Source organism: Mesorhizobium sp. WSM4847 (assembly GCF_055811335.1).
In genome coordinates, this window is the sequence record NZ_JBVVPY010000003.1 from 141,523 (window position 1) to 161,759 (window position 20,237).

The following is a 20,237-nucleotide window of genomic DNA, read 5'->3' on the forward strand; positions in this document are numbered from 1 at the left end:
CGGTCCTTTGGACAACGGTCTGCTGACAGAGTTGCTCAACCCGACGATCGCGCTTGCGCTCGGCGCGGTGTTTCTCGTGCTGTGGTTTTATCAGCGTCACTGCCCCTATCTGGCTGTGCTCGCCGCCAGTTACTGGCTTTCGGCGGCCGGCTTCCTGCTGCAGTACTTCACCCTGCCCATCGGCATGGCGCCGACCAAACTGCTCTCCGTCACCTGCTTCACGATTGCCGCCAGTGGTCTCGCCGGCGCGATTGTGACACGCTATGGACGGCGCGTGCCCTTTGTTGCGATCGGCTTTCTGGCGAGCAGCGGCCTGGCCGCTTTTTGCTGGTTCATGTTCATCCAGCCCGATCTCACCTGGCGAATCCTGGCGATGAATTTCGCTTTCGGCGGGCTCAGCCTGGTTGTCGCCGCCGAACTGCGCGTGGTGCGCGACAGGGGCCCGACGGAAATGATGCTGTTCGTGCTGTCGCTGCTTTCCGGGCTGAATTTCGTCGCGCGCACCCTCGTTATCGTCATCGCGCATGGGCCCTACCAAAGCTATGACGGGTTCTATGCCTCGTCCTACTGGACGACGGCGCTGCTGTCGCATGCGCTGCTGTCGCTGCTCATCGCGCTTAGCCTGTTCTGCGCGGCTGCGCTCGACGTGATGAAAACGCTGAAGGCCGAGGCGTACACCGACCCGCTGTCGGGCCTGCTCAACCGGCGCGGCTTCGAGGAACGCGCCACGCATCTCCTGCGGCACTGCGCCACCGCCAAACTTCCGGTCGCGCTGGTGCTCGCCGACCTCGATCACTTCAAGGCAGTCAACGATCTGCACGGGCATGCGGCGGGTGATCGCGTGATCGCCGATTTCGCCGCCAAGCTTCGATCGGCTGCCGGCACCAGCTGCGTCGCCGGCCGAATCGGTGGCGAGGAGTTCGCCGTGCTTTTGCCGCTGAGCGACCTTGGCGCGGCAAGGCTGTTTGCCGAAGCCATTCGCACGGTCTATTCGGCGGGCAGCGTCGACGGGCTTCCGCCCGGCACAAGAGTAACGGCGAGCTTCGGCGTGGCGGCCCGCACCGGCGAGGAGGGGCTGGAGCCGCTGATGCGCCGCGCCGACGAGGCGCTTTACAAGGCCAAACGGAACGGCCGCGACAGCGTGCGGCTATCCTATGAACGGTCGCCCCATGGACGGTCGGAAACGGCGCTGGTCGTGGAGCCGCTCAAAGCCGGCTGATCGTCCACGTCTAGAGCATTTGCAGCCAAGGGAATCGCTTGGCGCCGCAGAAATCGCGCCAAACAAACAAACAGCGCGGGGTGCGCGGTTCAATCCGTCCTACGCCCACGTTAACGTCTTTTTCGCCCGTTCGTGATTTGCTGTCGCAGGGAGTGTGAAAGACCACATGGGCGGCGGCGCAGAGTTCATCCTTGCAATCAACCTGCTCGTCGCCGGCCTGCTGGCGGCCGCCTTCATGACCATATCGTTCAACGACGTGGCGCGCGCGCCGGCGCGCTGGCTGGTCTTCGGTTATCTGCTCGGGATGGCCTATTTCGCCATCGAGTTCAGCATTCCGCTCTTCGACAATGCACGACCCGCAGTCGTCGCGGGCTTCGCCGTTTTCCTGGGCGCCACCATCGCCTTCAATGGCGGGCTTGCCCATAAATACGGCGTGGCGCCGCCTTGGGTGCCGATGCTCGTCTTCCTGTTTGCGGCCACCGTGGCCGTGTATTTCGTGCAGGATCTGCCGCGCCAGTCGCTTGCCCGCATGATGGCCTACCAGCTTCCCTATGCCGCCATGCAGTTCGTCGGCGTCGGCATCGTCGGGTCGTCAAGGCAAAGACGCGACTGGCTCGACCATGCGCTGATGGCCGTCCTGGCGGCCAGCGCCCTGCAATTCGTGAGCAAGCCGTTCATCGCCCATGCCATGGGCGGCTGGGGAGCCAATCCGCAGGCCTATCTGCAGAGCAACTACGCTCTGGTGTCGCAATCGCTTGGCACGGTGTTTGCCATGACAATCGCGCTTCTCATCCTGATCATTCTGGTCCGCGACGTGCTCGCCGAAGCGACGTCGAAGTCGGAGACGGACACGCTGTCGAGGCTGCTCAACCGTGGCGGCTTCGAGCGTCATGCCGAGCTTGCGATGCGTGACGCCGTGCGCAGGGGTATTCCGGTCGCGCTGGTCATCGCCGACCTCGACCATTTCAAGAGCATCAACGACAGTTTCGGCCATGCATCCGGCGACAGGGTCATCGAGGCCTTTGCCGGCTTCCTGCGTGATGCGGCCGCCGAGCATCACGTCGCCGGCCGCATCGGTGGTGAGGAATTCGCCATCATCCTGCCGGGAACCAACCTCGCCGCCGCGCGGCTCTTCGCCGAAGGCACGCGCAGCGCTTTCGGGGCGTTGCCGATCGACTGTCTGCCGGCGAACCATCGTTGCACCGCCAGCTTCGGCGTTGCCGAGCTCCACCCGACTGAGAATTTTTCCGACCTGCTGCGGCGCGCCGACGAAGCGCTCTATCAAGCGAAGGGCAGCGGACGCAATTGCGTGCGGATCTCGATAGGATCAATCGCCGCCCGGCAGCCGGCTGTCGCCAATGCCGGGCCGAAGATCAGCGGCAGGGGCTAAGCTCCGGCATCTCGCCGTCGGAAAGCCCGTACATATAGCTGCGGCCCTTGACGAAAACCGGCGGCCTGTAGCAGTCGCGGCTGCTGACATCGTCCGGTTCGTCTTGATAGACGATTTTGGGCCGGCCGGCGCCGACGTAATCCGACATTTCCTTGGCCAATTCGCCCTCGCCAACGAGGATGCGCTTGTAGCCGGCGGCGCTCTCGATGACGAGATTGCCGAACGAATCGGCATAGACGCGGTCGCGCGTCCCGGCGCGTGCCGGCGCTGCGAAGCCGATGGCCACCGCCACCAGGACGATGGCCATCGAGAGGGGCGCCGGAAGGCGCGATCTGGCTGAATTCGAACGCATGGCGTCCCCCATTTGTCAGAGACCGAGTCTTGCTCGAATCATAAATTAACCTTTTCTTAACCATTGTTAAGGGGCCAGCCCTGTTGGCCGCCAGGTCTCGGCAAACATGGTTAATATCCGCGGCCATCTTTCGGCCATGCTTGCCGCCACCATCGCAGCCGGCGTCGAGCGCGACATCGGTGATCTTGGCAAAGCATCGCGGCTGGATTGACGCGTAGGGAGACAGTACATGGCGTTAGGCCGGACGTTTCGGGTGACGCTGGCCCTTTGTCCATTGCTGACCACAATTGCCTGCGTGTCTCAGACCAATGCGCCGAAGGCTGGAAATCCGCTCGCCGATTCACCGCAGCCGCGCACCGCGACTTACACTTGCGCCGATGGCGCCAGGATCACCATCGAAAACCTCGGCACTTCGGTGCGGGTGCTTGGCCCGGACGGCGCCAGCGAGGACCTGCCGGCCTCGCCAGCCAATCAAAACAGCCGCTTCGGCGCGGCGCATGACGCAATCGTGATCGACGGGCGCGACGCGCTGGTGATGAAGGGCGGGAGGACGCCGCTGACCTGCAAGCGTTAGGGGCATGCCGATATTCAGGTAAGGCCGGTCGGCAAATGGTGGATCCCTGCGCTTCCGGTCCTCACGTACCCGAAAGTACGCCCCGCTCCGGTTCTCGGCATTCACCATTTTCGGCGCGGCCTGACCTGAATCTCAAACATGCCCCAAGCCGCCGGACCGAAACCATATACCGCGCTGCAGCGAACGTTGCGCCGGCTTTGGATCGCGCCCTAATCGATTGAAGCCAAACACTGCCTTTTGTCAGACTAAATTACGTTTTCGAAACGATTTTCCGGCTTTGACGCGGTGCAAAAAGAGCATTAGAAACCGGGCTGTCCAAAGTCGCAACCGGAAGCGGTAATGCCGCATTTCCACCTGGGGCTCCAGAGACGCCGAACTGGGGGAGCCATGAGCAAATCACCAGCCACCCGCGAATTTGCCAGACGTGAACGGCCGCTTTCGCCGCATCTGACCGTCTATCGACCGCCGATCACGATGACGATGTCGATCATCCATCGCATCACGGGCGGGGCGCTCTATTTCGGCACGCTGCTGGTCGCGCTGTGGCTGATGGCGGCGGCGAGCTCGCAATCCACCTTCGATGCCGTCAACTGGGCCTTCGGCTCGTGGCTGGGGCGGCTGGTGCTGTTGTTCTATACCTGGGCGCTAATGCACCACATGCTGGGCGGCGTGCGCCATCTGATCTGGGACACCGGGGCCGGTCTTGAAAAGGACACCGCCTCCAGGGTAGCCTGGGCGACGCTGGCCGGCTCGATCGTACTGACGCTGCTGATCTGGATCGCCGGCTACATGGCGCGGGGAGCCTGATCGTGAGCCACCACAACACCGACATGCGCACGCCGCTGGCCAAGGTCCGCGGCCTCGGCTCCGCCCGCGAGGGCACGGAGCATTTCTGGCGCCAGCGCCTGACGGCGATCGCCAACATTCCGTTGATCCTGTTCTTCGTCGGCTTTCTGATCGCGCTGAACGGCGCCGGCTATGCGCAAGTGCGCGCCGCACTTGCCAACCCGTTCGTGGCGCTGGTCCTGGCCCTGGTGCTGTTGTCCGGGCTCTACCATATGCGGCTCGGCATGCAGGCGATCATCGAGGATTATGTGCATGGCGAGGGCATGAGGCTGGCGCTGCTCGCCCTCAACACATTCTTTCCCGTAGTGGTCGGCGTCGCCTCGATCTTCGCCCTGCTCAAACTGGCATTTGGAGGCTGAAATTTTGGCCAAGGACGCGAACAACGCCAACACGGCGTCCGCCTACAGCTATGTCGACCACAAATTCGACGTGGTTGTGGTCGGCGCCGGCGGCGCCGGCCTGCGCGCCACGCTCGGCATGGCCGAACAGGGCCTGCGCACCGCCTGCATCACCAAGGTTTTCCCGACGCGGTCGCACACTGTCGCCGCTCAGGGCGGCATCGCCGCCTCGCTGTCCAACATGGGCCCCGATTCCTGGCAGTGGCACATGTACGACACCGTGAAAGGATCGGATTGGCTCGGCGACGTCGACGCCATGGAATATCTGGTGCGCGAAGCACCCGCCGCCGTCTACGAGCTCGAACATTACGGCGTGCCGTTCTCGCGCACCGAAGAGGGCAAGATCTACCAGCGGCCGTTCGGCGGCCACATGATGAATTTCGGCGACGGCCCGCCGGTACAGCGCACCTGTGCGGCCGCCGACCGCACCGGCCACGCCATCCTGCACACGCTCTACGGCCAGTCGCTGAAGAACAACGCGCAGTTCTTCATAGAGTATTTCGCGCTCGACCTGATCATGGAGCCGGATGGCACCTGCACCGGCGTCGTCGCCTGGAACCTCGACGACGGCACCATCCACCGTTTTTCGGCAAAGATGGTGGTGCTGGCGACCGGCGGCTATGGCCGCGCCTATTTCTCGGCGACCTCGGCGCACACCTGCACCGGCGACGGCGGCGGCATGGCGGCGCGGGCCGGGCTGCCGCTGCAGGACATGGAATTCGTGCAGTTCCACCCGACCGGCATCTACGGCGCCGGCTGCCTGATCACCGAGGGCGCGCGCGGCGAAGGCGGCTATCTCGTCAATTCAGAAGGCGAGCGCTTCATGGAGCGCTATGCGCCGTCGGCCAAGGACCTTGCCTCGCGTGACGTGGTCTCGCGCTGCATGACGCTGGAGATTCGCGAGGGACGCGGCGTCGGCAAGAACAAGGACCATATTTTCCTCCACCTCGACCACCTCGATCCGGCCGTTTTGCACGAGCGACTTCCGGGTATTTCGGAGTCGGCAAAGATCTTTGCCGGCGTCGACCTGACCAAGGAGCCGATCCCGGTGCTGCCGACGGTCCACTACAATATGGGCGGCCTGCCGACCAACTACTGGGGCGAGGTGCTCAACCCCACCGCCTTGAACCCGGACCAGGTGTCGCCCGGGCTGATGGCGGTCGGCGAAGCCGGCTGCGCCTCCGTCCACGGCGCCAACCGGCTGGGCTCCAACTCGCTGATCGATCTGGTGGTGTTCGGCCGCGCGGCGGCGATCCGGGCCGGCCAGGTGATCGACCGCAACGCGGCGATCCCGTCGCCCAACGAAGCCTCGGTTGACAAGATCATGGACCGCTTCGACCGGCTGCGCCACGCCAACGGCTCGACGCCGACGGCGGTTTTGCGCGAAAAGATGCAGAAGGCGATGCAGGACGATGCGGCGGTGTTCCGCACCCAGGAATCACTGCAAAGCGGCTGCAAGCGCATTTCGCAGATCTGGGGCGAGCTCAAGGACGTAAAAGTGTTCGATCGCTCGATGATCTGGAATTCCGACCTGGTCGAGACGCTGGAGCTGGAAAACCTGATGGCCAACGCCATCACCACGGTCTACGCCGCCGAGGCGCGCAAGGAGAGCCGTGGCGCGCATGCGCGAGAAGATTTTTCGGCGCGCGACGATGCGAACTGGCGCAAGCACACGCTGTCCCGGCTCAGCGAGGCCGGCGAGGTATCGCTCAGCTATCGGCCGGTGCACACCGAGCCGCTGCTCAGGGAAGCAGACGGCGGCATCAACCTGGCCAAGATCGCGCCCAAGGCCAGGGTGTATTGATGATGGCCGCGGTAAACGGGACTTGGTCCGGGCTGAAGCTCGTCATCCGAAAGGACCTGAGATAATGGTCGAACTCACCCTTCCGAAAAACTCGAAGATCAAGGCCGGAAAAACCTGGCCGAAGCCGGAGGGTGCGACCAATCTGCGGGAGTACCGCATCTACCGCTGGTCGCCGGACGATGACGAGAACCCGCGCATGGACACCTATTTCGTCGACATGGACGATTGCGGGCCGATGGTGCTCGACGCTCTGCTCTACATCAAGAACAAGATCGACCCGACGCTGACGCTGCGCCGCTCCTGCCGCGAGGGTATTTGCGGCTCCTGCGCCATGAATATCGACGGTTCCAACACGCTGGCCTGCACCAAGGGCTGCGACGACATTTCCGGCGCGATCAAGGTCTATCCGCTGCCGCATATGCCGGTGGTCAAGGACCTGGTGCCAGACCTGACCAATTTCTACGCCCAGCACGCCTCGATCGAGCCGTGGCTGAAGACGGTGTCGCCCGAACCGGCCAAGGAATGGCTGCAGAGCCATGAGGACCGCGAAAAGCTCGACGGGCTCTATGAATGCATCTTGTGCGCCTGCTGCTCGACCTCATGTCCGAGCTACTGGTGGAACGGCGACCGCTATCTCGGTCCGGCGACGCTGCTGCAGGCCTATCGCTGGCTGATCGATTCCCGGGACGAGGCCAAGGGCGAACGGCTCGACAATCTCGAAGACCCGTTCCGGCTCTATCGCTGCCACACCATCATGAACTGCGCCCAGACCTGTCCCAAGGGGCTGAACCCGGCCAAGGCGATCGCCGAGATCAAGAAGATGATGGTGGAGAGAAGGGTTTAGCTTCGGACGAGTTGCTGCAGGGATCATCTCGTCGGTAGTGATCCTTCGCGCCGGCGCTGTCCCGCCGACTTCAAAGGATAGCCGACCCATGACCGATACCGAACTCCCCATCCTCTCTCCCCTCGAAGCGCGCGTGCTCGGTTGCCTGATCGAAAAGAAGGAACTGACGCCCGACATCTACCCGCTGACGCTCAATGCGGCACTTGCCGCCGCCAACCAGAAGACGGCGCGCGAGCCGGTGATGTCGGTCGAGCTTGTCGAGGTGAGACGAGCGCTTGGCCAACTCGAGCACAAGGGGCTGGTCAGGCAGGTCTTTGCCTCGCGTGTCGAGCGCTACGAGCATGTCGTCGCGCAGCGCTTTTCGCTGACCTCGGCGCAGATTGCGCTGCTTGGGCTGCTGTTGCTGCGCGGTCCGCAAACCGCCTATGAATTGCTGGCGCGAAGCGAGCGCATGGCGCGATTGCCCTCCATCGACGAGCTTCGCAGCAACCTCGACCTGTTGATCGGCCGCAAGCCGCCGCTCGTTCAGCAGATCGATCGTGGTCCCGGCCAGCGTGAGGACCGCTATGTGCATCTCCTGGGCGGGCCGGTGCAGCTGTCGGCTGCCGCAGCGCCCTTGCAAGCGTCTTCGCCGGCCTCGGATCTCGAAGCGCGCGTGCAGGCTCTCGAGGAAGAGGTCGCACAGATGCGCGCACGCATCGACGCGCTGACCGGCGACGGACGCTGATGACCTTTTGAGGTGTTGGAGGGACGTGAAGGATCGCCTACGCCCCACAAATGAAAACGCCGGCCTTGGAGCGGGCGTTTATCACCTCATGCCATCTGCTCAGCCGAGCTTGGCGTCGAGCGAAACCTTTATGGCGCCGAGCGCCTTCGAGACCGGGCATTCGGCCTTGGCCTTCTCGGCCAGCTCCTGGAACTTCGCCGCATCGATGCCCGGCACCTTGCCGACCACGGTGAGCGCGCTGCCTGTGATCCCCGTGCCAGGAACCAGCGTCACCACCGCCTTGGCGTCGAGTTCGGTGGCGGGGGTGCCGTTCTCGGCCAGGAAGTGAGAGAACTGCATGGCGTAGCAGCCGGCATGCGCGGCGGCGATGAGTTCCTCCGGATTGGTGCCGGCCTTGCCGCTTTCATCCTCGAACCGCGCCTTGAACGAGTAGGGCGTGGCTTTCAGGGCCGCGCTCTGCGTGTCGAGCGTGCCCTTGCCCTCTTTCAGATTGCCTTTCCAGACGGCGTTTGCGGTGCGGTCCATGAAGTCCTCCTTGATTGTGGTGGCTGAGCCGTGATCGGCGTCTGGTCGACTATAGCGCGCGCGGGCACGAAGGCCACCCGTGCTTTCGCGCCAATGGCGACGCGTAAAAAAAAATCCGCGTGCAAAAATGTCGACTTCCATCTGCCTCGGCCGTCCTGCGGGCGGCCACGGGTTTCGTGGCCGAATGGAGGACACCATGGATAATCTGTTTTCTGCTCACTGGAGAGACACTGGCCGAAAGGCGGCTGAACAGGAAGCCGACTGGTTGGCTCGGCAACCTTGCGGTTTCGGTCGACTGCTTGCTGCGGTCGCCATGATAGGGGTTGCGGTATCCCTTCTCGATCATGCGGCGGTCAAAAGCCCGGCTGGGACCTTGGTCGCGAACAGTTCGTCCCAACAAGGAAGATGAGAGATGAAATATGTTTGCCTGGTTTATGGTGAGGAAAAAGACCTTTACGCAATGAGCCCGGAAAGGCTGGCCAGGCTCGACGCCGACTCGCTGGCCTATGACAAATCGGTGGAGCAAAGCGGCCGGCTGATCATCGCGCAGGCGCTGCAATCGGTAAAAACCTCTAAAACCGTGCGCCGGCGCAAGGGCAGGCGGCTGATCACCGATGGTCCCTTCGCCGAGACCAAGGAGCAATTGCTCGGCTTCGTCATGATCGAGGCGGCGGATCTCGACGAGGCGCTGGAGATCGCCGGCGGGATCCCGCTGGCCGAAATCGGCACGATCGAGGTCAGGGCGATCTACAGCGTACCGGGATCCTGAACATTATTCCGTTTGCGTCCGGCGGAATCAATTTCTTCGGCGGGCGCAACTTTTGCGTGTTGAAGCGAAACAGCACTTCTCCTATCGTCGTTGAGGTTGGGGATTTCGGGCATGCATATACTGATTGCTGCAATTGGGCTGTTGGGAGTGGCGGCGTTCTGGTGGTATCGGATGAAGGCCATGAACGATGCGGCGCGCGAGGTCGCGGACGTCGTCGGGCGTGTGCAAGGCAACATTCGGCGCAAGAGGTTGCGCAAGCAGGCGGCGCTCTCACCGCTGACGGCGATCGACGATCCGGTCGTGGCGGCCGCGACGCTGATCACCGCCATCATTGCCGAGAACGGCCCTGTCCTGTCGCAGCGCGAAGCCGTGATTCGGTCGGTGATTTCGGAGATTGCAGACGACAAGAAGACCGATGAGGCCGTGGTCTACGCCAAATGGGCGGCGTCCCAGATCGACGATGCCACGATCGTCATCGACAAACTGGCGCCGTTCCTGCGCGAACGTCTCGATGTGACTGAGCGAAACGATTTGCTGCAGATGGTGAACCGCGCGGCGCAGGCTGGTGAGCAACCCCTAAAAATATCCGACCAGAGGATACTGCGGCTGCGCCAGAAGCTCGGCTTCGAGGTCAACTAAGGGTGTGCTGATATTCAGGTGATGCCGGCCCGTCAGTCGGGTTCAGATCGCCTCGCCCTTGAGCAGTTTCGGCGTGTCGCCGGACAGACCGGACGCCTGGCGGATGAAGAAATCCTTCAGCCGCGGCATGCGTTCGACGAGACCGAGGCCGATGTCGCGGACGGCGCGCAACGGGCCGATGTCGTTGGAAAACAGACGGTTCAGGACATCGGTGGTGATGCCCATCTGCAGCGTGTCGAAGCGCCGCCACTGCTGGTAGCGTTCGAGCACGTCGAGCGCACCGACATCCTGGCCGAGCCGGTCGGCCTCGACCACCACTTCGGCCAATGCCGCGACATCCTTGAAACCGAGATTGAGGCCCTGGCCGGCGATCGGGTGGATGCCGTGGGCGGCGTCGCCGGCGAGCGCAATGCGCGGCGCGACGAAATCGCGGGCGATGGTCAGGCCGAGTGGCCAGGCGCGCGGCCTGTCGGCGACGCGAATTTCGCCGAGCTTCAGGCCAAACCGCTGTTCCAGCTCGTGCTCGAAGACGAGGTCGTCGCCGTCGACCAGTTTTTCGGCGTCTTCCGACCGCTCGACCCAGACGATCGACGAGCGGTGGGTGCCGTCCTTGTCCGACTTGAGCGGCAGCGTGGCGAACGGGCCGGCTGGCAGAAAATGCTCTTCGGCGCGGCCATTATGCGGCCGTTCATGCGCGACGGTGCAGACGATGCCGGACTGGCCGTAGTCCCATTTCACCGTCTTAATGCCGGCCATGTCGCGCAGCTTCGAGTTGACGCCGTCGGCGGCGATCAGCAGCCGCGCCTTCAGCGTCGCGCCGTCGGCAAGATGCACGGTGATGCCGGCACCGTTGACGTCGAAGGCACTGACGGCGACGCCTTCGATGATGTCGATGCCGAGTGTTTCAGCGCGCCGGCGCAAGGCGCCGTTCAAATCCCTGTTGGCGACCATATGCGCAAACGCTTCGCCAGGCGCGACCTCGCCATCGAACGTGAGAAACACCGGGCGCAGCGGATCGGAAGCGCGCGAATCGGTGACGATCATCTCGGTGATCGCCTGCGCCTCGGGGGCGATTTCGGCCCAGACGCCGAGTTGGTCGAGCATGCGGCAAGCGGCAGCGGCGATCGCCGAGGCGCGGCCGTCCTTTTGCCAGATGCCGGCGGGCGCGGCGTCGACGACAGCGACCGCCAGGCTCGGTCGTGCCTGTTTCAGCGATACGGCGGCGGCAAGGCCGACATAGCCGGCGCCGGCGACCAGAATGTCGAGCGCGGTTCGGTTTTTTGCATCCGCCTTGTCGAGCATGGCAAATTCCTTTCCGGCCAAATTCCTTTCCGGCCTTGACTGCCCGTCATTCCTGTCGGAAACCGCCATAACACTTTTGCGGCTTCTGAAGCTCGCTTCGAGTGAAATATCGAAATTAAGGCGAACTTCGGAATCAAAACGACACGAGGGCGCGAAACATGACGGCGGCCATGGACGAGCTTCTCGGCATTCTCGACCTCGAGCAGCTGGAACACAACCTGTACCGTGGTCGCAGCCCCAAACTCGACTGGCAGCGTGTCTTCGGCGGCCAGACCATCGCCCAGGCGCTGGTCGCAGCCCAGCGAACGGTCGAGCCCGAACGCCACGTCCATTCGCTGCACGGCTATTTCATGCGGCCGGGCGACACCAAGGTGCCGATCATCTACCAGGTCGACCGCATCCGCGACGGCGGCTCCTTCACCACGCGCCGCGTCGTGGCGGTCCAGCACGGCCAGGCGATCTTTTCGCTGGAAGCCTCGTTCCAGCAGGACGAGGTCGGTCTCGAGCACCAGGTGCCGATGCCGCTGGACGTGCCGGCGCCCGACACATTGCTGTCGCAGCGCGAATTGATCGGCAAGTTCGGCGCGGCCGTGCCCGACGGCATCAGGCGCTACTGGGAGCGTGACCGGCCGATCGAGATGAAGCCGGTGATGCTGGAGCATTACACCAGCCGGGAGAAGCTGGAGCCGAAGCAGAACATCTGGATCCGCACGACCGGCCCGGTTCCGGGCGATCGCGCCACGCAGGCGGCAGTGCTTGCCTATCTTTCCGACATGACGCTGCTCGATACCTCGACCTTTGCGCATGGCCGCGCCATCTTCGATAGCGACATCCAGGCGGCGAGCCTCGATCACGCCATGTGGTTCCATCGCAGCCATCCACTCGACGACTGGATGCTCTACACGCAGGACAGCCCGTCGACGCAAGGGTCGCGGGGGTTCACGCGCGGGTCGCTGTTTGCCCGCGACGGCACGTTGATCGCCTCGGTTGCCCAGGAAGGCCTCATCAGGCTGAAGCGGCCGCCCGCGGAATAGGCAATTTTGCAAAATTGCCTACTTTTTAATCAGCTGCGCTGCCGCGACTATGAACAGTCAGCCGACAAACCTTCCCCAAGTCGTTATTTAACAGCAGCTTAACACCCTGCTTCGGCAACTGGCACGGAGCTTGAATCCTAGCGGGCACTCTCCGGCTCTCATGGGGATCGGCGAAGTCATGCAAACGCGGGGGACCCGCAACAGTAAAGGGTGAAACCTTATGAAAATCGTGATGGCAATCATCAAGCCGTTCAAGCTCGACGAGGTGCGCGAAGCGCTCACCGCAGTCGGCATCCAGGGCCTGACCGTCACCGAAGTCAAAGGCTACGGGCGTCAGAAGGGACACACGGAAATCTATCGCGGGGCGGAATACGCGGTCAGCTTCCTGCCGAAGATCAAGATCGAAGTCGCGGTCGGCCTGGACATGGTCGACAAGGCCGTCGAAGCCATCACTGCGGCGGCCAAGACCGGTCAGATCGGCGACGGCAAGATCTTCGTTTTCGGCATCGACCAGGCGGTGCGCATTCGCACCGGCGAAACAGACACCGACGCGCTTTGAGCTGCGGAAACGTATTCCAATGGAGAGTTCAATGAATATTCCTTCTACTTTGAAGTCGGTGGCGCGCACCGCGCTGCTAGGCTCACTCGCTATCGCAGCGCTGGGCACGGTCGCCGCATTCGCGCAGGAAGCGGCGCCGGCCGCACCGGCCGCGCCAGCAGCGCCGGCCTTTACCGTCGACAAGGGCGACACGACGTGGATGATGATCTCCACCATCCTGGTGCTGCTGATGACCATTCCCGGCCTTGCCCTTTTCTACGGCGGCCTGGTTCGCGCCAAGAATATGCTGTCGGTGCTGATGCAGGTCTTCACCATCACCAGCGTGGTCATGATCGTCTGGGTTTTCTACGGCTACAGCCTTGCCTTCACCCCCGGCAACGCCTTCGTCGGCGGCCTTTCCAAGATGTTTCTCGCCGGCGTCGACGTGACGACGGTGTCGGAAACTTTTACCAAGGGCGTCGCCATTCCTGAGCTGGTGTTCGTCATCTTCCAGATGAGCTTCGCCTGCATCACGCCCGCCCTGATCGTCGGCGCCTTCGCCGAACGCGTCAAGTTTTCGGCCGTGATCCTTTTCACCATCCTGTGGGTCACATTCGTCTACTTCCCGATCGCGCATATGGTCTGGTTCTGGGGCGGCCCGAGCGCTTACAGCGACCCGTCGGGGCTCATCTTCAGCTTCGGCGCCATCGACTTCGCCGGCGGCACCGTCGTCCACATCAATGCGGGCATCGCCGGCCTTGTCGGCGCGCTGATGATCGGCAAGCGCATCGGCTACAACAAGGACGTCATGGCGCCGCATTCGATGACACTGACCATGGTCGGCGCGTCGCTGCTGTGGGTAGGCTGGTTCGGCTTCAATGCCGGTTCGAACCTCGAAGCCAACGCCTATGCGGTGCTGGCCATGGTCAACACCTTCGTCGCCACAGCCGCGGCGGCAGTGACCTGGATCGTGCTTGAAACGCTGCTGCGCGGCAAAGCCTCCATGCTTGGCGCGGTTTCGGGCGCTATTACCGGACTTGTCGCCGTCACGCCCGCCGCCGGCTTTGGCGGACCGATGGGCGTCATCGTGCTCGGCATCGTCGCCAGCTGCGTCTGTTACTTCTTCGTTTCGGTCGTGAAGAACAAGTTCGGCTACGACGACAGCCTCGATGTCTTCGGCATCCACTGCGTCGGCGGCATCATCGGCGCACTCGGCACCGGCATCCTGGTCAACCCCGCCCTCGGCGGCGCCGGCATCGTCGACTATTCGACGGCCGACTTCGCCGCCGGCTATGCCGGCACGGCGACCCAGCTGTGGTCGCAGTTCAAGGGTGTCCTGGTAACCGTCCTGTGGTCGGGCATCGGCAGCGCCATCCTCTACAAGATCGTCGATATGATCGTAGGCTTGCGCCCGACAGCCGATGCAGAGCGCGAAGGGCTCGACCTCACCGCGCATGGCGAAGCGGCCTATCACCCGTAAGCCTGGCCGGCTGTGGGTCTTGTCTGGGGCGGCCTCGGTCGCCCAACACCTTCCCTCCCGTCGTGACGCTCCTGAAAAGGGCTCACGCATTGAGGCCCGGACCGGTTCCGGGCCTCTTTTTCGTGCGATGCCGCGCCGGTGGCAGTCTAGGCTCGGTCACAATCGCTTGATCGGGCGCCTGATCGATCTTGGGCGATGAAACATCGGCCGGGCCAGCGTGCCCGCCATTTGTGTGACTGGTTTCCACTCGGGGAGCGCCGGCACGCACCCATGGTTAATGCGGCCTTAACCTTCCCGCCGATAGTCTGGCATCCGAATCTGCCGGAGTGCGTCATGCGTCCGGCCAGTCCAAGACAGACGGGGAACGACGAATGCGTTCAGGGGCTTCAGCACCGCTTGCGCTGGCCGATACGGAGCACGGCATCAGGGCGTTCGCGCGGCGTCAGGTCGGCCGGCTGCTCGGCGCCGGCCTGTTTGCGCTGGTCGCCTTCGGCGTCGCCAGTCTCGCCACCTGGAATGTCGCCGACCCAAGCTTCTCCCATGCCACCGACAACATCGTCACCAACGCCATGGGCTATGTGGGCGCTGTCTTCTCCGACCTGGCCATGCAGTTCTTCGGCCTTGCTGCGGTCGCGGCGCTGGTGCCGGCGGTGGTGTGGGGATCTCTGCTGTTTTCGGCACGCGGCGTCGACAGGCTGCCGAAGCGCGGGCTCGCCTGGTTCGGCTACGCGGTGCTTGCCGCGGCCATGGCCGGCTGCGTGGTGCCGCCCAAGACCTGGCCGCTGCCGACCGGTCTCGGCGGCGTGTTCGGCGACATGGTGCTCAAGATTCCCGGGCTCGTCGTCGGCGGCTATCCGACCGGTCTCATCGCCAGTGTGCTCGCCGTGCTCCTGGCCGCGCCGGCACTGTGGCTGTTTGCCTACGGCTCGGCGCTGATTGCACGCAGGAATGGTTTCGCCGTCCTGGAGCAACCGGCCGCAGCCGATCCGAGGGACCAGGACGACCTGCTTTTCGACAATGATGAGGACGAGGGCGACGAGGGCATTCTGGCGCTAGGCGCGATCACGCATTGGTGGCTATCGTTGCGGGCCTATCTCCGCCGCCGCGCCGCCCGCCGCCGCGAGCGCGACGATTTCGAACCGGAGCCGCGCGCCAGCGCCTGGCGGCGCGCTGCCGAACGGGTCGAATCGGCCGAATTCGCCGAATCGCGGATGAGTGCCGATGGCCGCGCCCGCGTCGAGCCGGAATTCTTCGCCGCCATGGTCAACGACCGCAGCGCCTCGCTCGATCCCGACGACGCCGATGTTTTTGACGATGACGATGACATGGATTTTGCGCCGGAGCCCGCGGGCCGGCGCGCCGCTGCGCCCAATGCGAAGGTGCAGCCGTTCCGTTCCGATGCCGCCACACGCGTCGCGGCGCCGGCGCCGCGGCCGGTTCCGGGCGCGCGTGTCCAGCGCGAAGCGCAGTCCTCGCTGATCGGCTCCGAACAATTCGAAATGCCGTCGCTGCATTTCCTGTCCGAGCCGAAGAACGTCGTGCGCGACGCCAGCCTGTCCAAGGACGCGCTCGAGCAGAATGCCCGCCTGCTCGAAGGCGTGCTGGAGGATTTCGGCGTCAAGGGCGAGATCATCCATGTCCGCCCCGGCCCGGTCGTCACGCTTTACGAGTTGGAGCCGGCGCCCGGCATCAAATCGTCGCGGGTCATCGGCCTGTCTGACGACATCGCCCGCTCGATGAGCGCGATCGCCTGCCGCGTCGCCGTGGTGCCGGGCCGCAACGCCATCGGCATCGAACTGCCGAACGCCAAGCGCGAGACCGTCTATCTCAGGGAAATCATGGCCAGCCGAGATTTCGAGACCACCAAGGCCAAGCTGGCGCTGGCGCTTGGCAAGACCATCAATGGCGAGGCGGTCATCGTCGACATCGCCAAAATGCCGCACGTGCTGGTCGCCGGCACCACCGGCTCGGGCAAGTCGGTCGCCATCAACACCATGATCCTGTCGCTGCTCTATCGACTGACGCCGCAGGACTGCCGGCTGATCATGATCGACCCGAAAATGCTCGAGCTCTCGGTCTATGACGGCATCCCGCATCTTTTGACGCCTGTCGTCACCGATCCGAAGAAGGCGGTGGTGGCGCTGAAATGGACTGTGCGCGAGATGGAGGACCGCTACCGCAAAATGTCGAAGGTCGGCGTCCGCAACATCGACGGTTTCAACGCGCGGGTGCAGCAGGCCGAGAAGAAGGGCGAAAAAATCTCGCGCACCGTGCAGACCGGCTTCGACCGGCAGACCGGCGAAGCGGTCTATGAGACGGAAAACCTCGATCTCGAGCCAATGCCCTACATCGTCGTCATCATCGACGAGATGGCCGATTTGATGATGGTCGCCGGCAAGGACATCGAAGGCGCGGTGCAGCGCCTCGCGCAGATGGCGCGCGCTGCCGGCATCCACGTCATCATGGCGACGCAGCGGCCGTCGGTCGACGTCATCACCGGCACGATCAAGGCCAACTTCCCGACCCGCATCTCCTTCCAGGTGACGTCGAAGATCGACAGCCGCACCATTCTGGGCGAGCAGGGCGCCGAACAGCTGCTCGGCATGGGCGACATGCTCTACATGGCCGGCGGCGGCCGCATCCAGCGCGTGCACGGTCCCTTCGTTTCCGATGACGAGGTCGAGAAGATTGTCGCGCATCTGAAGCTGCAGGGCGTGCCGGAATATCTCGATGCCATTACCGAGGATGACGACGAGGACGACGACGAGCCGTCGGGCAAGGGTGGCTCGGGCGGTGGCGGCGGCAATTTCGAGGATTCCGACGATCCCTACGACCAGGCGGTTGCGGTGGTGCTGCGTGACGGCAAGGCCTCGACCAGCTACATCCAGCGCCGGCTCGGCATCGGCTACAACCGCGCCGCCTCGATCATCGAGAAGATGGAGAAGGAAGGCATTGTCGGCCCGGCCAACCATGCCGGAAAACGCGAAATTCTGGTGCCGACGGAGGACGACAAGTTCTGATCCGCTCGCCAAGCCGACGGGATTTTCGCGGCTGCAACCTGACGGCAGCAACTTTGAACCTTCTGGCGCGTTTGCAACGACCAAGCGCTGTTCGGCCGCCAAACTTAAGCCCAACTGGGGGGCCAAACACTGCGACAACAGATGAACCAGACGAGAGTAACCGGCATGAAAAACTCTTCTTTCGCCACGATCAGCGATTTTGCCCCGACCCGCCGCCAACTGCTTGGCCTCGGTCTGGTCCTGGCCGGCGCCGCGGCCATCAATGTCGTGCCCGGGGTCCAGTTGCTGGCGTCGGCGCAAGCGGCGGTGCCAGCCACCGCGCAGAAGATCGCCGACCATTTTTCCTCGGTCAAATCGATGGCCGGCGAATTCGTGCAGTTCGGACCCAAGGGCGAGCAGACCGGCGGCAAGTTCTTTCTGGAACGGCCGGGCAAGATACGCTTCAACTATGATGGGACGTCGAATTTCCGGGTGATTTCCGACGGCAAGTCGGTGGTCATCCTGAACAAGCGGCTGAAAACGTCCGATCTCTACCCACTGTCGAAAACGCCGCTCAAGCTGCTGCTCGACACCAGGATCGACCTCTCCGGCGGCCGCGTCAAAAGCGTCAAGGAAGAGAACGACGTCACCACCATCCAACTCGCCGACAAATCGGTGTTCGGCAGTTCGAAGATCACCATGATGTTCGATCCGAAAACCTACGAATTGCGCCAATGGACGATTACCGACGCGCAAGGCAAGGACACGACGGTGATGATCTTCAACGTCAGGGAAGGCGTAAGCTTCGCCCCCGACACTTTTGCCATCGACTATACGGCCAACCGCGAACTGAACACCAAGTCGCGGTAGGTCGCCAACGCTGTCGGAAGGTTCCAGGCGTTGGTGCTGCCCCTCACCTGCCTGCCGGCATCCTCTCCCCGTATAGGGACGGGGAGAGGGGACCCTTCATGAATGATTTCGCCAACCAATTGTCAGCGTAGCAAAACGAGCGCCAAGGGTGAGGTCAGCCCCTTCTCCCCGTCACTATACGGGGAGAAGTGCCCGGTAGGGCGATGAGGGGCGGCGCCGAGGTCGACCATGACATCAACAGGCCCGGCCAACCGCTGCCGGCTTGTTTTTGCGGTGGGCGGCTGGCAGTAGTTTCCGGGATTGACTTGGAAGACCTCGTTCCCGTCGGAGCCATCTGGCGGACCTTGCGCTGTCCCGGAATCCCAAACATGCCCTTTTCGATCGCGACCTGGAACATCAATTCCGTCCGCCTGCGCATGCCGCTCGTCGAACGCCTGCTTGTCGAACAGGCACCGGACGTGCTCTGCCTGCAGGAAACCAAAGTTCCGGACGAACTGTTTCCCGAGAAGGCGTTTCGCAAGCTCGGCTATCAGCACATCGCCTTCCACGGCCAGAAGGGCTATCACGGCGTGGCGACAGTGGCGCGCCGGCCGATCGCGATTGTCGAAAAGCGCCGCTTCTGCGAGATCGAGGACTGCCGACATCTGTCGGTCACCGTGCGGGCCGGCGGCAAGGCGATCCTGCTGCACAATTTCTATGTTCCGGCCGGCGGCGACGAGCCCGACCCAGTTATCAACCGCAAGTTCAAGCACAAGCTGGATTTCGTCGCCGAAATGAACGCCATCCGCGCCGAGCACGACGAAGTGTCCGGCTCGATCCTGGTCGGTGACCTCAACATCGCGCCGCTCGAGCACGATGTCTGGTCGCACAAGCAGCTCCTGAAAGTGGTCAGCCATACGCCGGTCGAGACGGAAAATTTCGAGGCGATGCGGCTCGCCGGCGACTGGGTCGACCTGATGCGGCTCAACGTGCCTTACGAGCAGAAGCTCTACACCTGGTGGAGCTATCGCGCGCAGGATTGGCAAGCGTCGGATCGCGGCCGGCGGCTCGACCATGTCTGGTCGTCGCCGAACCTGGTGCCGAGCTTTGCCGGCTACGAGATCCTGCGGCCGGCGCGCGGCTGGCAACGGCCGTCGGACCATGTGCCGGTCATAGCGCGGTTCGACCTGGATTAGGTGTATCGATATTCAGATGAGGCCGGCCTGCGAATGACGGTTTCCTGCGCTTCCGGTGCTCACGTACCCAAAAGTACGCTCCGCTCCGGTTCTCGGATCCCACCATTCTCGGCTCGGCCTGATCTGAATCTCGACACGCCTCAGCCCCTGTCGCCCCTGATCCGACTGGCTTTCACGGTCTGTTGCGAGAGCGAGTTGCAAAAGCATCCGGTGTCAGTCGTCGAAACGCGGCGCCAGCTTCTCGATGCGGCGGATCATTGCCAGAAAATCCTCGGAGATGCGCTGGTGCAGGTGGACCGCGATATCGGGGTATTCCTCCAGGATGCGGTGGAACATCTTGCGGCTGAGCCGCAGCACTTCCGAATCGATCTCGGCGGATGCGCTGGTCAGCCGGTTGGTGTCGGCGATCAGCGCCAGTTCGCTCAGCATCGTACCGGGGCCGGCCGTGCCTATCGGGACACGGGCACCATCCTGCTCGCGATACAGCACGATGCGCCCGCTGACCACGATATAGGCGCAATCGGCCTCGTCGTCCTCGCGGTAAAGCTTGTGGTCGGCCTGCAGCCTGGTGGTTTCCGCGCCAAAGGCGAGCAGACGCAGCTGTTCCTCGGTGAAGCTCTCGAAGAGCCTCACGGCGGACAGGATGCGGATGTCGTCATCCAACGCCATCTAGCTGTGTCCCCGAACGGCCAGTCCAATCCCTCCATTGGAGCGCCGAGCGTTCCTTTGGACGCGGCAAAGGACGCTCTAAA

General features: G+C 63.4%; 20 protein-coding genes. 16 read left to right on the top strand and 4 right to left on the bottom strand.

The annotated features are described in order from the left end of the window. The first annotated feature begins 7 nt into the window (after nt 1–7). Both AC0L28_RS05235 and AC0L28_RS05240 read left to right on the top strand, forming a co-directional pair. Entirely contained in the window at nt 8–1,219 is a 1,212-nt protein-coding gene (locus AC0L28_RS05235; protein WP_128177921.1) for a GGDEF domain-containing protein, read from the top strand. 166 nt (nt 1,220–1,385) lie between these two features. Next, the gene (locus tag AC0L28_RS05240) at nt 1,386–2,609 is read left to right on the top strand and encodes a GGDEF domain-containing protein (RefSeq protein ID WP_128177919.1); all 1,224 of its coding nucleotides are present in this window, start codon (nt 1,386–1,388) and stop codon (nt 2,607–2,609) included. Here AC0L28_RS05240 and AC0L28_RS05245 read toward each other — a convergent pair. Next, nucleotides 2,593–2,961: a hypothetical protein gene (locus AC0L28_RS05245; RefSeq protein ID WP_128170444.1), complete on the bottom strand. Its 369-nt coding sequence runs from the start codon at nt 2,959–2,961 to the stop codon at nt 2,593–2,595. The two genes, AC0L28_RS05240 and AC0L28_RS05245, sit on opposite strands and share 17 nt — an antisense overlap. 229 nt (nt 2,962–3,190) lie before the next feature. Here AC0L28_RS05245 and AC0L28_RS05250 point away from each other — a divergent pair, with 229 nt between their 5' ends. From AC0L28_RS05250 to AC0L28_RS05275, 6 genes are all read left to right on the top strand, one after another. Beyond that, on the top strand, nt 3,191–3,535 hold the full coding sequence (locus AC0L28_RS05250; RefSeq protein ID WP_023800582.1) for a hypothetical protein: 345 nt from the start codon (nt 3,191–3,193) through the stop codon (nt 3,533–3,535). A 387-nt stretch (nt 3,536–3,922) separates the two neighbouring features. Next, nucleotides 3,923–4,342 carry a succinate dehydrogenase, cytochrome b556 subunit gene (gene sdhC / locus AC0L28_RS05255; RefSeq protein WP_077380892.1) on the top strand — a complete coding sequence of 140 codons (420 nt, stop codon included), beginning with the start codon at nt 3,923–3,925 and terminating at the stop codon, nt 4,340–4,342. 23 nt (nt 4,343–4,365) lie between these two features. Beyond that, nucleotides 4,366–4,740, top strand: a complete 375-nt coding sequence (gene sdhD, locus AC0L28_RS05260; RefSeq protein WP_268929907.1) for a succinate dehydrogenase, hydrophobic membrane anchor protein — start codon at nt 4,366–4,368, stop codon at nt 4,738–4,740. A 4-nt stretch (nt 4,741–4,744) separates the two neighbouring features. After that, nucleotides 4,745–6,583 carry a succinate dehydrogenase flavoprotein subunit gene (sdhA, locus tag AC0L28_RS05265; protein ID WP_128170443.1) on the top strand — a complete coding sequence of 613 codons (1,839 nt, stop codon included), beginning with the start codon at nt 4,745–4,747 and terminating at the stop codon, nt 6,581–6,583. A gap of 64 nt (nt 6,584–6,647) precedes the next feature. Continuing rightward, on the top strand, nt 6,648–7,427 hold the full coding sequence (locus AC0L28_RS05270; RefSeq protein WP_023800578.1) for a succinate dehydrogenase iron-sulfur subunit: 780 nt from the start codon (nt 6,648–6,650) through the stop codon (nt 7,425–7,427). 88 nt (nt 7,428–7,515) lie between these two features. Next, nucleotides 7,516–8,154, top strand: coding sequence for a YceH family protein (locus AC0L28_RS05275; protein WP_128177915.1), 639 nt, complete (start codon nt 7,516–7,518; stop codon nt 8,152–8,154). Between the two features lie 99 nt (nt 8,155–8,253). On the opposite strand, the gene AC0L28_RS05280 is transcribed toward AC0L28_RS05275, so the two are convergent. Further along, entirely contained in the window at nt 8,254–8,679 is a 426-nt protein-coding gene (locus tag AC0L28_RS05280) for an OsmC family protein (RefSeq protein WP_287067316.1), read from the bottom strand. A 412-nt stretch (nt 8,680–9,091) separates the two neighbouring features. Between AC0L28_RS05280 and AC0L28_RS05285 the strand changes: the two genes are divergently transcribed. After that, nucleotides 9,092–9,448 carry a YciI family protein gene (locus AC0L28_RS05285; RefSeq protein ID WP_128177909.1) on the top strand — a complete coding sequence of 119 codons (357 nt, stop codon included), beginning with the start codon at nt 9,092–9,094 and terminating at the stop codon, nt 9,446–9,448. 111 nt (nt 9,449–9,559) lie between these two features. After that, nucleotides 9,560–10,087, top strand: a complete 528-nt coding sequence (locus AC0L28_RS05290) for a hypothetical protein (RefSeq protein WP_128177907.1) — start codon at nt 9,560–9,562, stop codon at nt 10,085–10,087. 42 nt (nt 10,088–10,129) lie between these two features. On the opposite strand, the gene AC0L28_RS05295 is transcribed toward AC0L28_RS05290, so the two are convergent. After that, on the bottom strand, nt 10,130–11,389 hold the full coding sequence (locus AC0L28_RS05295) for a ubiquinone biosynthesis hydroxylase (protein ID WP_128170437.1): 1,260 nt from the start codon (nt 11,387–11,389) through the stop codon (nt 10,130–10,132). 158 nt (nt 11,390–11,547) lie between these two features. Between AC0L28_RS05295 and tesB the strand changes: the two genes are divergently transcribed. The 6 genes from tesB to AC0L28_RS05325 all read left to right on the top strand — a co-directional run bounded on the left by tesB (nt 11,548) and on the right by AC0L28_RS05325 (nt 19,485). After that, entirely contained in the window at nt 11,548–12,423 is an 876-nt protein-coding gene (gene tesB / locus AC0L28_RS05300; protein WP_128173684.1) for an acyl-CoA thioesterase II, read from the top strand. Between the two features lie 220 nt (nt 12,424–12,643). After that, nucleotides 12,644–12,982, top strand: coding sequence for a P-II family nitrogen regulator (locus AC0L28_RS05305; protein ID WP_023800571.1), 339 nt, complete (start codon nt 12,644–12,646; stop codon nt 12,980–12,982). Nucleotides 12,983–13,013: 31 nt separating this feature from the next. Further along, nucleotides 13,014–14,441, top strand: a complete 1,428-nt coding sequence (locus AC0L28_RS05310) for an ammonium transporter (RefSeq protein WP_473476024.1) — start codon at nt 13,014–13,016, stop codon at nt 14,439–14,441. A gap of 371 nt (nt 14,442–14,812) precedes the next feature. Further along, nucleotides 14,813–17,461, top strand: coding sequence for an FtsK/SpoIIIE family DNA translocase (locus AC0L28_RS05315; protein ID WP_287259424.1), 2,649 nt, complete (start codon nt 14,813–14,815; stop codon nt 17,459–17,461). A 165-nt stretch (nt 17,462–17,626) separates the two neighbouring features. Further along, entirely contained in the window at nt 17,627–18,310 is a 684-nt protein-coding gene (locus AC0L28_RS05320; protein ID WP_027155917.1) for an outer-membrane lipoprotein carrier protein LolA, read from the top strand. 368 nt (nt 18,311–18,678) lie between these two features. Next, a complete protein-coding gene (locus AC0L28_RS05325) occupies nt 18,679–19,485 on the top strand; it encodes an exodeoxyribonuclease III (protein ID WP_027155918.1) in 807 nt (268 codons plus the stop codon). A gap of 213 nt (nt 19,486–19,698) precedes the next feature. On the opposite strand, the gene AC0L28_RS05330 is transcribed toward AC0L28_RS05325, so the two are convergent. Continuing rightward, nucleotides 19,699–20,154: a cyclic nucleotide-binding domain-containing protein gene (locus tag AC0L28_RS05330; protein ID WP_023800566.1), complete on the bottom strand. Its 456-nt coding sequence runs from the start codon at nt 20,152–20,154 to the stop codon at nt 19,699–19,701. Nucleotides 20,155–20,237 lie beyond the last annotated feature (83 nt).

Coding starts and splice junctions, on each gene's coding strand:
- sdhC (WP_077380892.1), top strand. CDS start 3,923: ATGAGCAAATCACCAGCCACCCGCGAATTTGCCAGACGTGAACGGCCG.
- AC0L28_RS05310 (WP_473476024.1), top strand. CDS start 13,014: ATGAATATTCCTTCTACTTTGAAGTCGGTGGCGCGCACCGCGCTGCTA.
- AC0L28_RS05270 (WP_023800578.1), top strand. CDS start 6,648: ATGGTCGAACTCACCCTTCCGAAAAACTCGAAGATCAAGGCCGGAAAA.
- tesB (WP_128173684.1), top strand. CDS start 11,548: ATGACGGCGGCCATGGACGAGCTTCTCGGCATTCTCGACCTCGAGCAG.
- AC0L28_RS05305 (WP_023800571.1), top strand. CDS start 12,644: ATGAAAATCGTGATGGCAATCATCAAGCCGTTCAAGCTCGACGAGGTG.
- AC0L28_RS05295 (WP_128170437.1), bottom strand. CDS start 11,389: ATGCTCGACAAGGCGGATGCAAAAAACCGAACCGCGCTCGACATTCTG.
- AC0L28_RS05285 (WP_128177909.1), top strand. CDS start 9,092: ATGAAATATGTTTGCCTGGTTTATGGTGAGGAAAAAGACCTTTACGCA.
- AC0L28_RS05290 (WP_128177907.1), top strand. CDS start 9,560: ATGCATATACTGATTGCTGCAATTGGGCTGTTGGGAGTGGCGGCGTTC.
- AC0L28_RS05330 (WP_023800566.1), bottom strand. CDS start 20,154: ATGGCGTTGGATGACGACATCCGCATCCTGTCCGCCGTGAGGCTCTTC.
- AC0L28_RS05325 (WP_027155918.1), top strand. CDS start 18,679: ATGCCCTTTTCGATCGCGACCTGGAACATCAATTCCGTCCGCCTGCGC.
- AC0L28_RS05315 (WP_287259424.1), top strand. CDS start 14,813: ATGCGTTCAGGGGCTTCAGCACCGCTTGCGCTGGCCGATACGGAGCAC.
- AC0L28_RS05280 (WP_287067316.1), bottom strand. CDS start 8,679: ATGGACCGCACCGCAAACGCCGTCTGGAAAGGCAATCTGAAAGAGGGC.
- AC0L28_RS05275 (WP_128177915.1), top strand. CDS start 7,516: ATGACCGATACCGAACTCCCCATCCTCTCTCCCCTCGAAGCGCGCGTG.
- AC0L28_RS05245 (WP_128170444.1), bottom strand. CDS start 2,961: ATGCGTTCGAATTCAGCCAGATCGCGCCTTCCGGCGCCCCTCTCGATG.
- AC0L28_RS05320 (WP_027155917.1), top strand. CDS start 17,627: ATGAAAAACTCTTCTTTCGCCACGATCAGCGATTTTGCCCCGACCCGC.
- AC0L28_RS05250 (WP_023800582.1), top strand. CDS start 3,191: ATGGCGTTAGGCCGGACGTTTCGGGTGACGCTGGCCCTTTGTCCATTG.
- AC0L28_RS05240 (WP_128177919.1), top strand. CDS start 1,386: ATGGGCGGCGGCGCAGAGTTCATCCTTGCAATCAACCTGCTCGTCGCC.
- sdhD (WP_268929907.1), top strand. CDS start 4,366: ATGCGCACGCCGCTGGCCAAGGTCCGCGGCCTCGGCTCCGCCCGCGAG.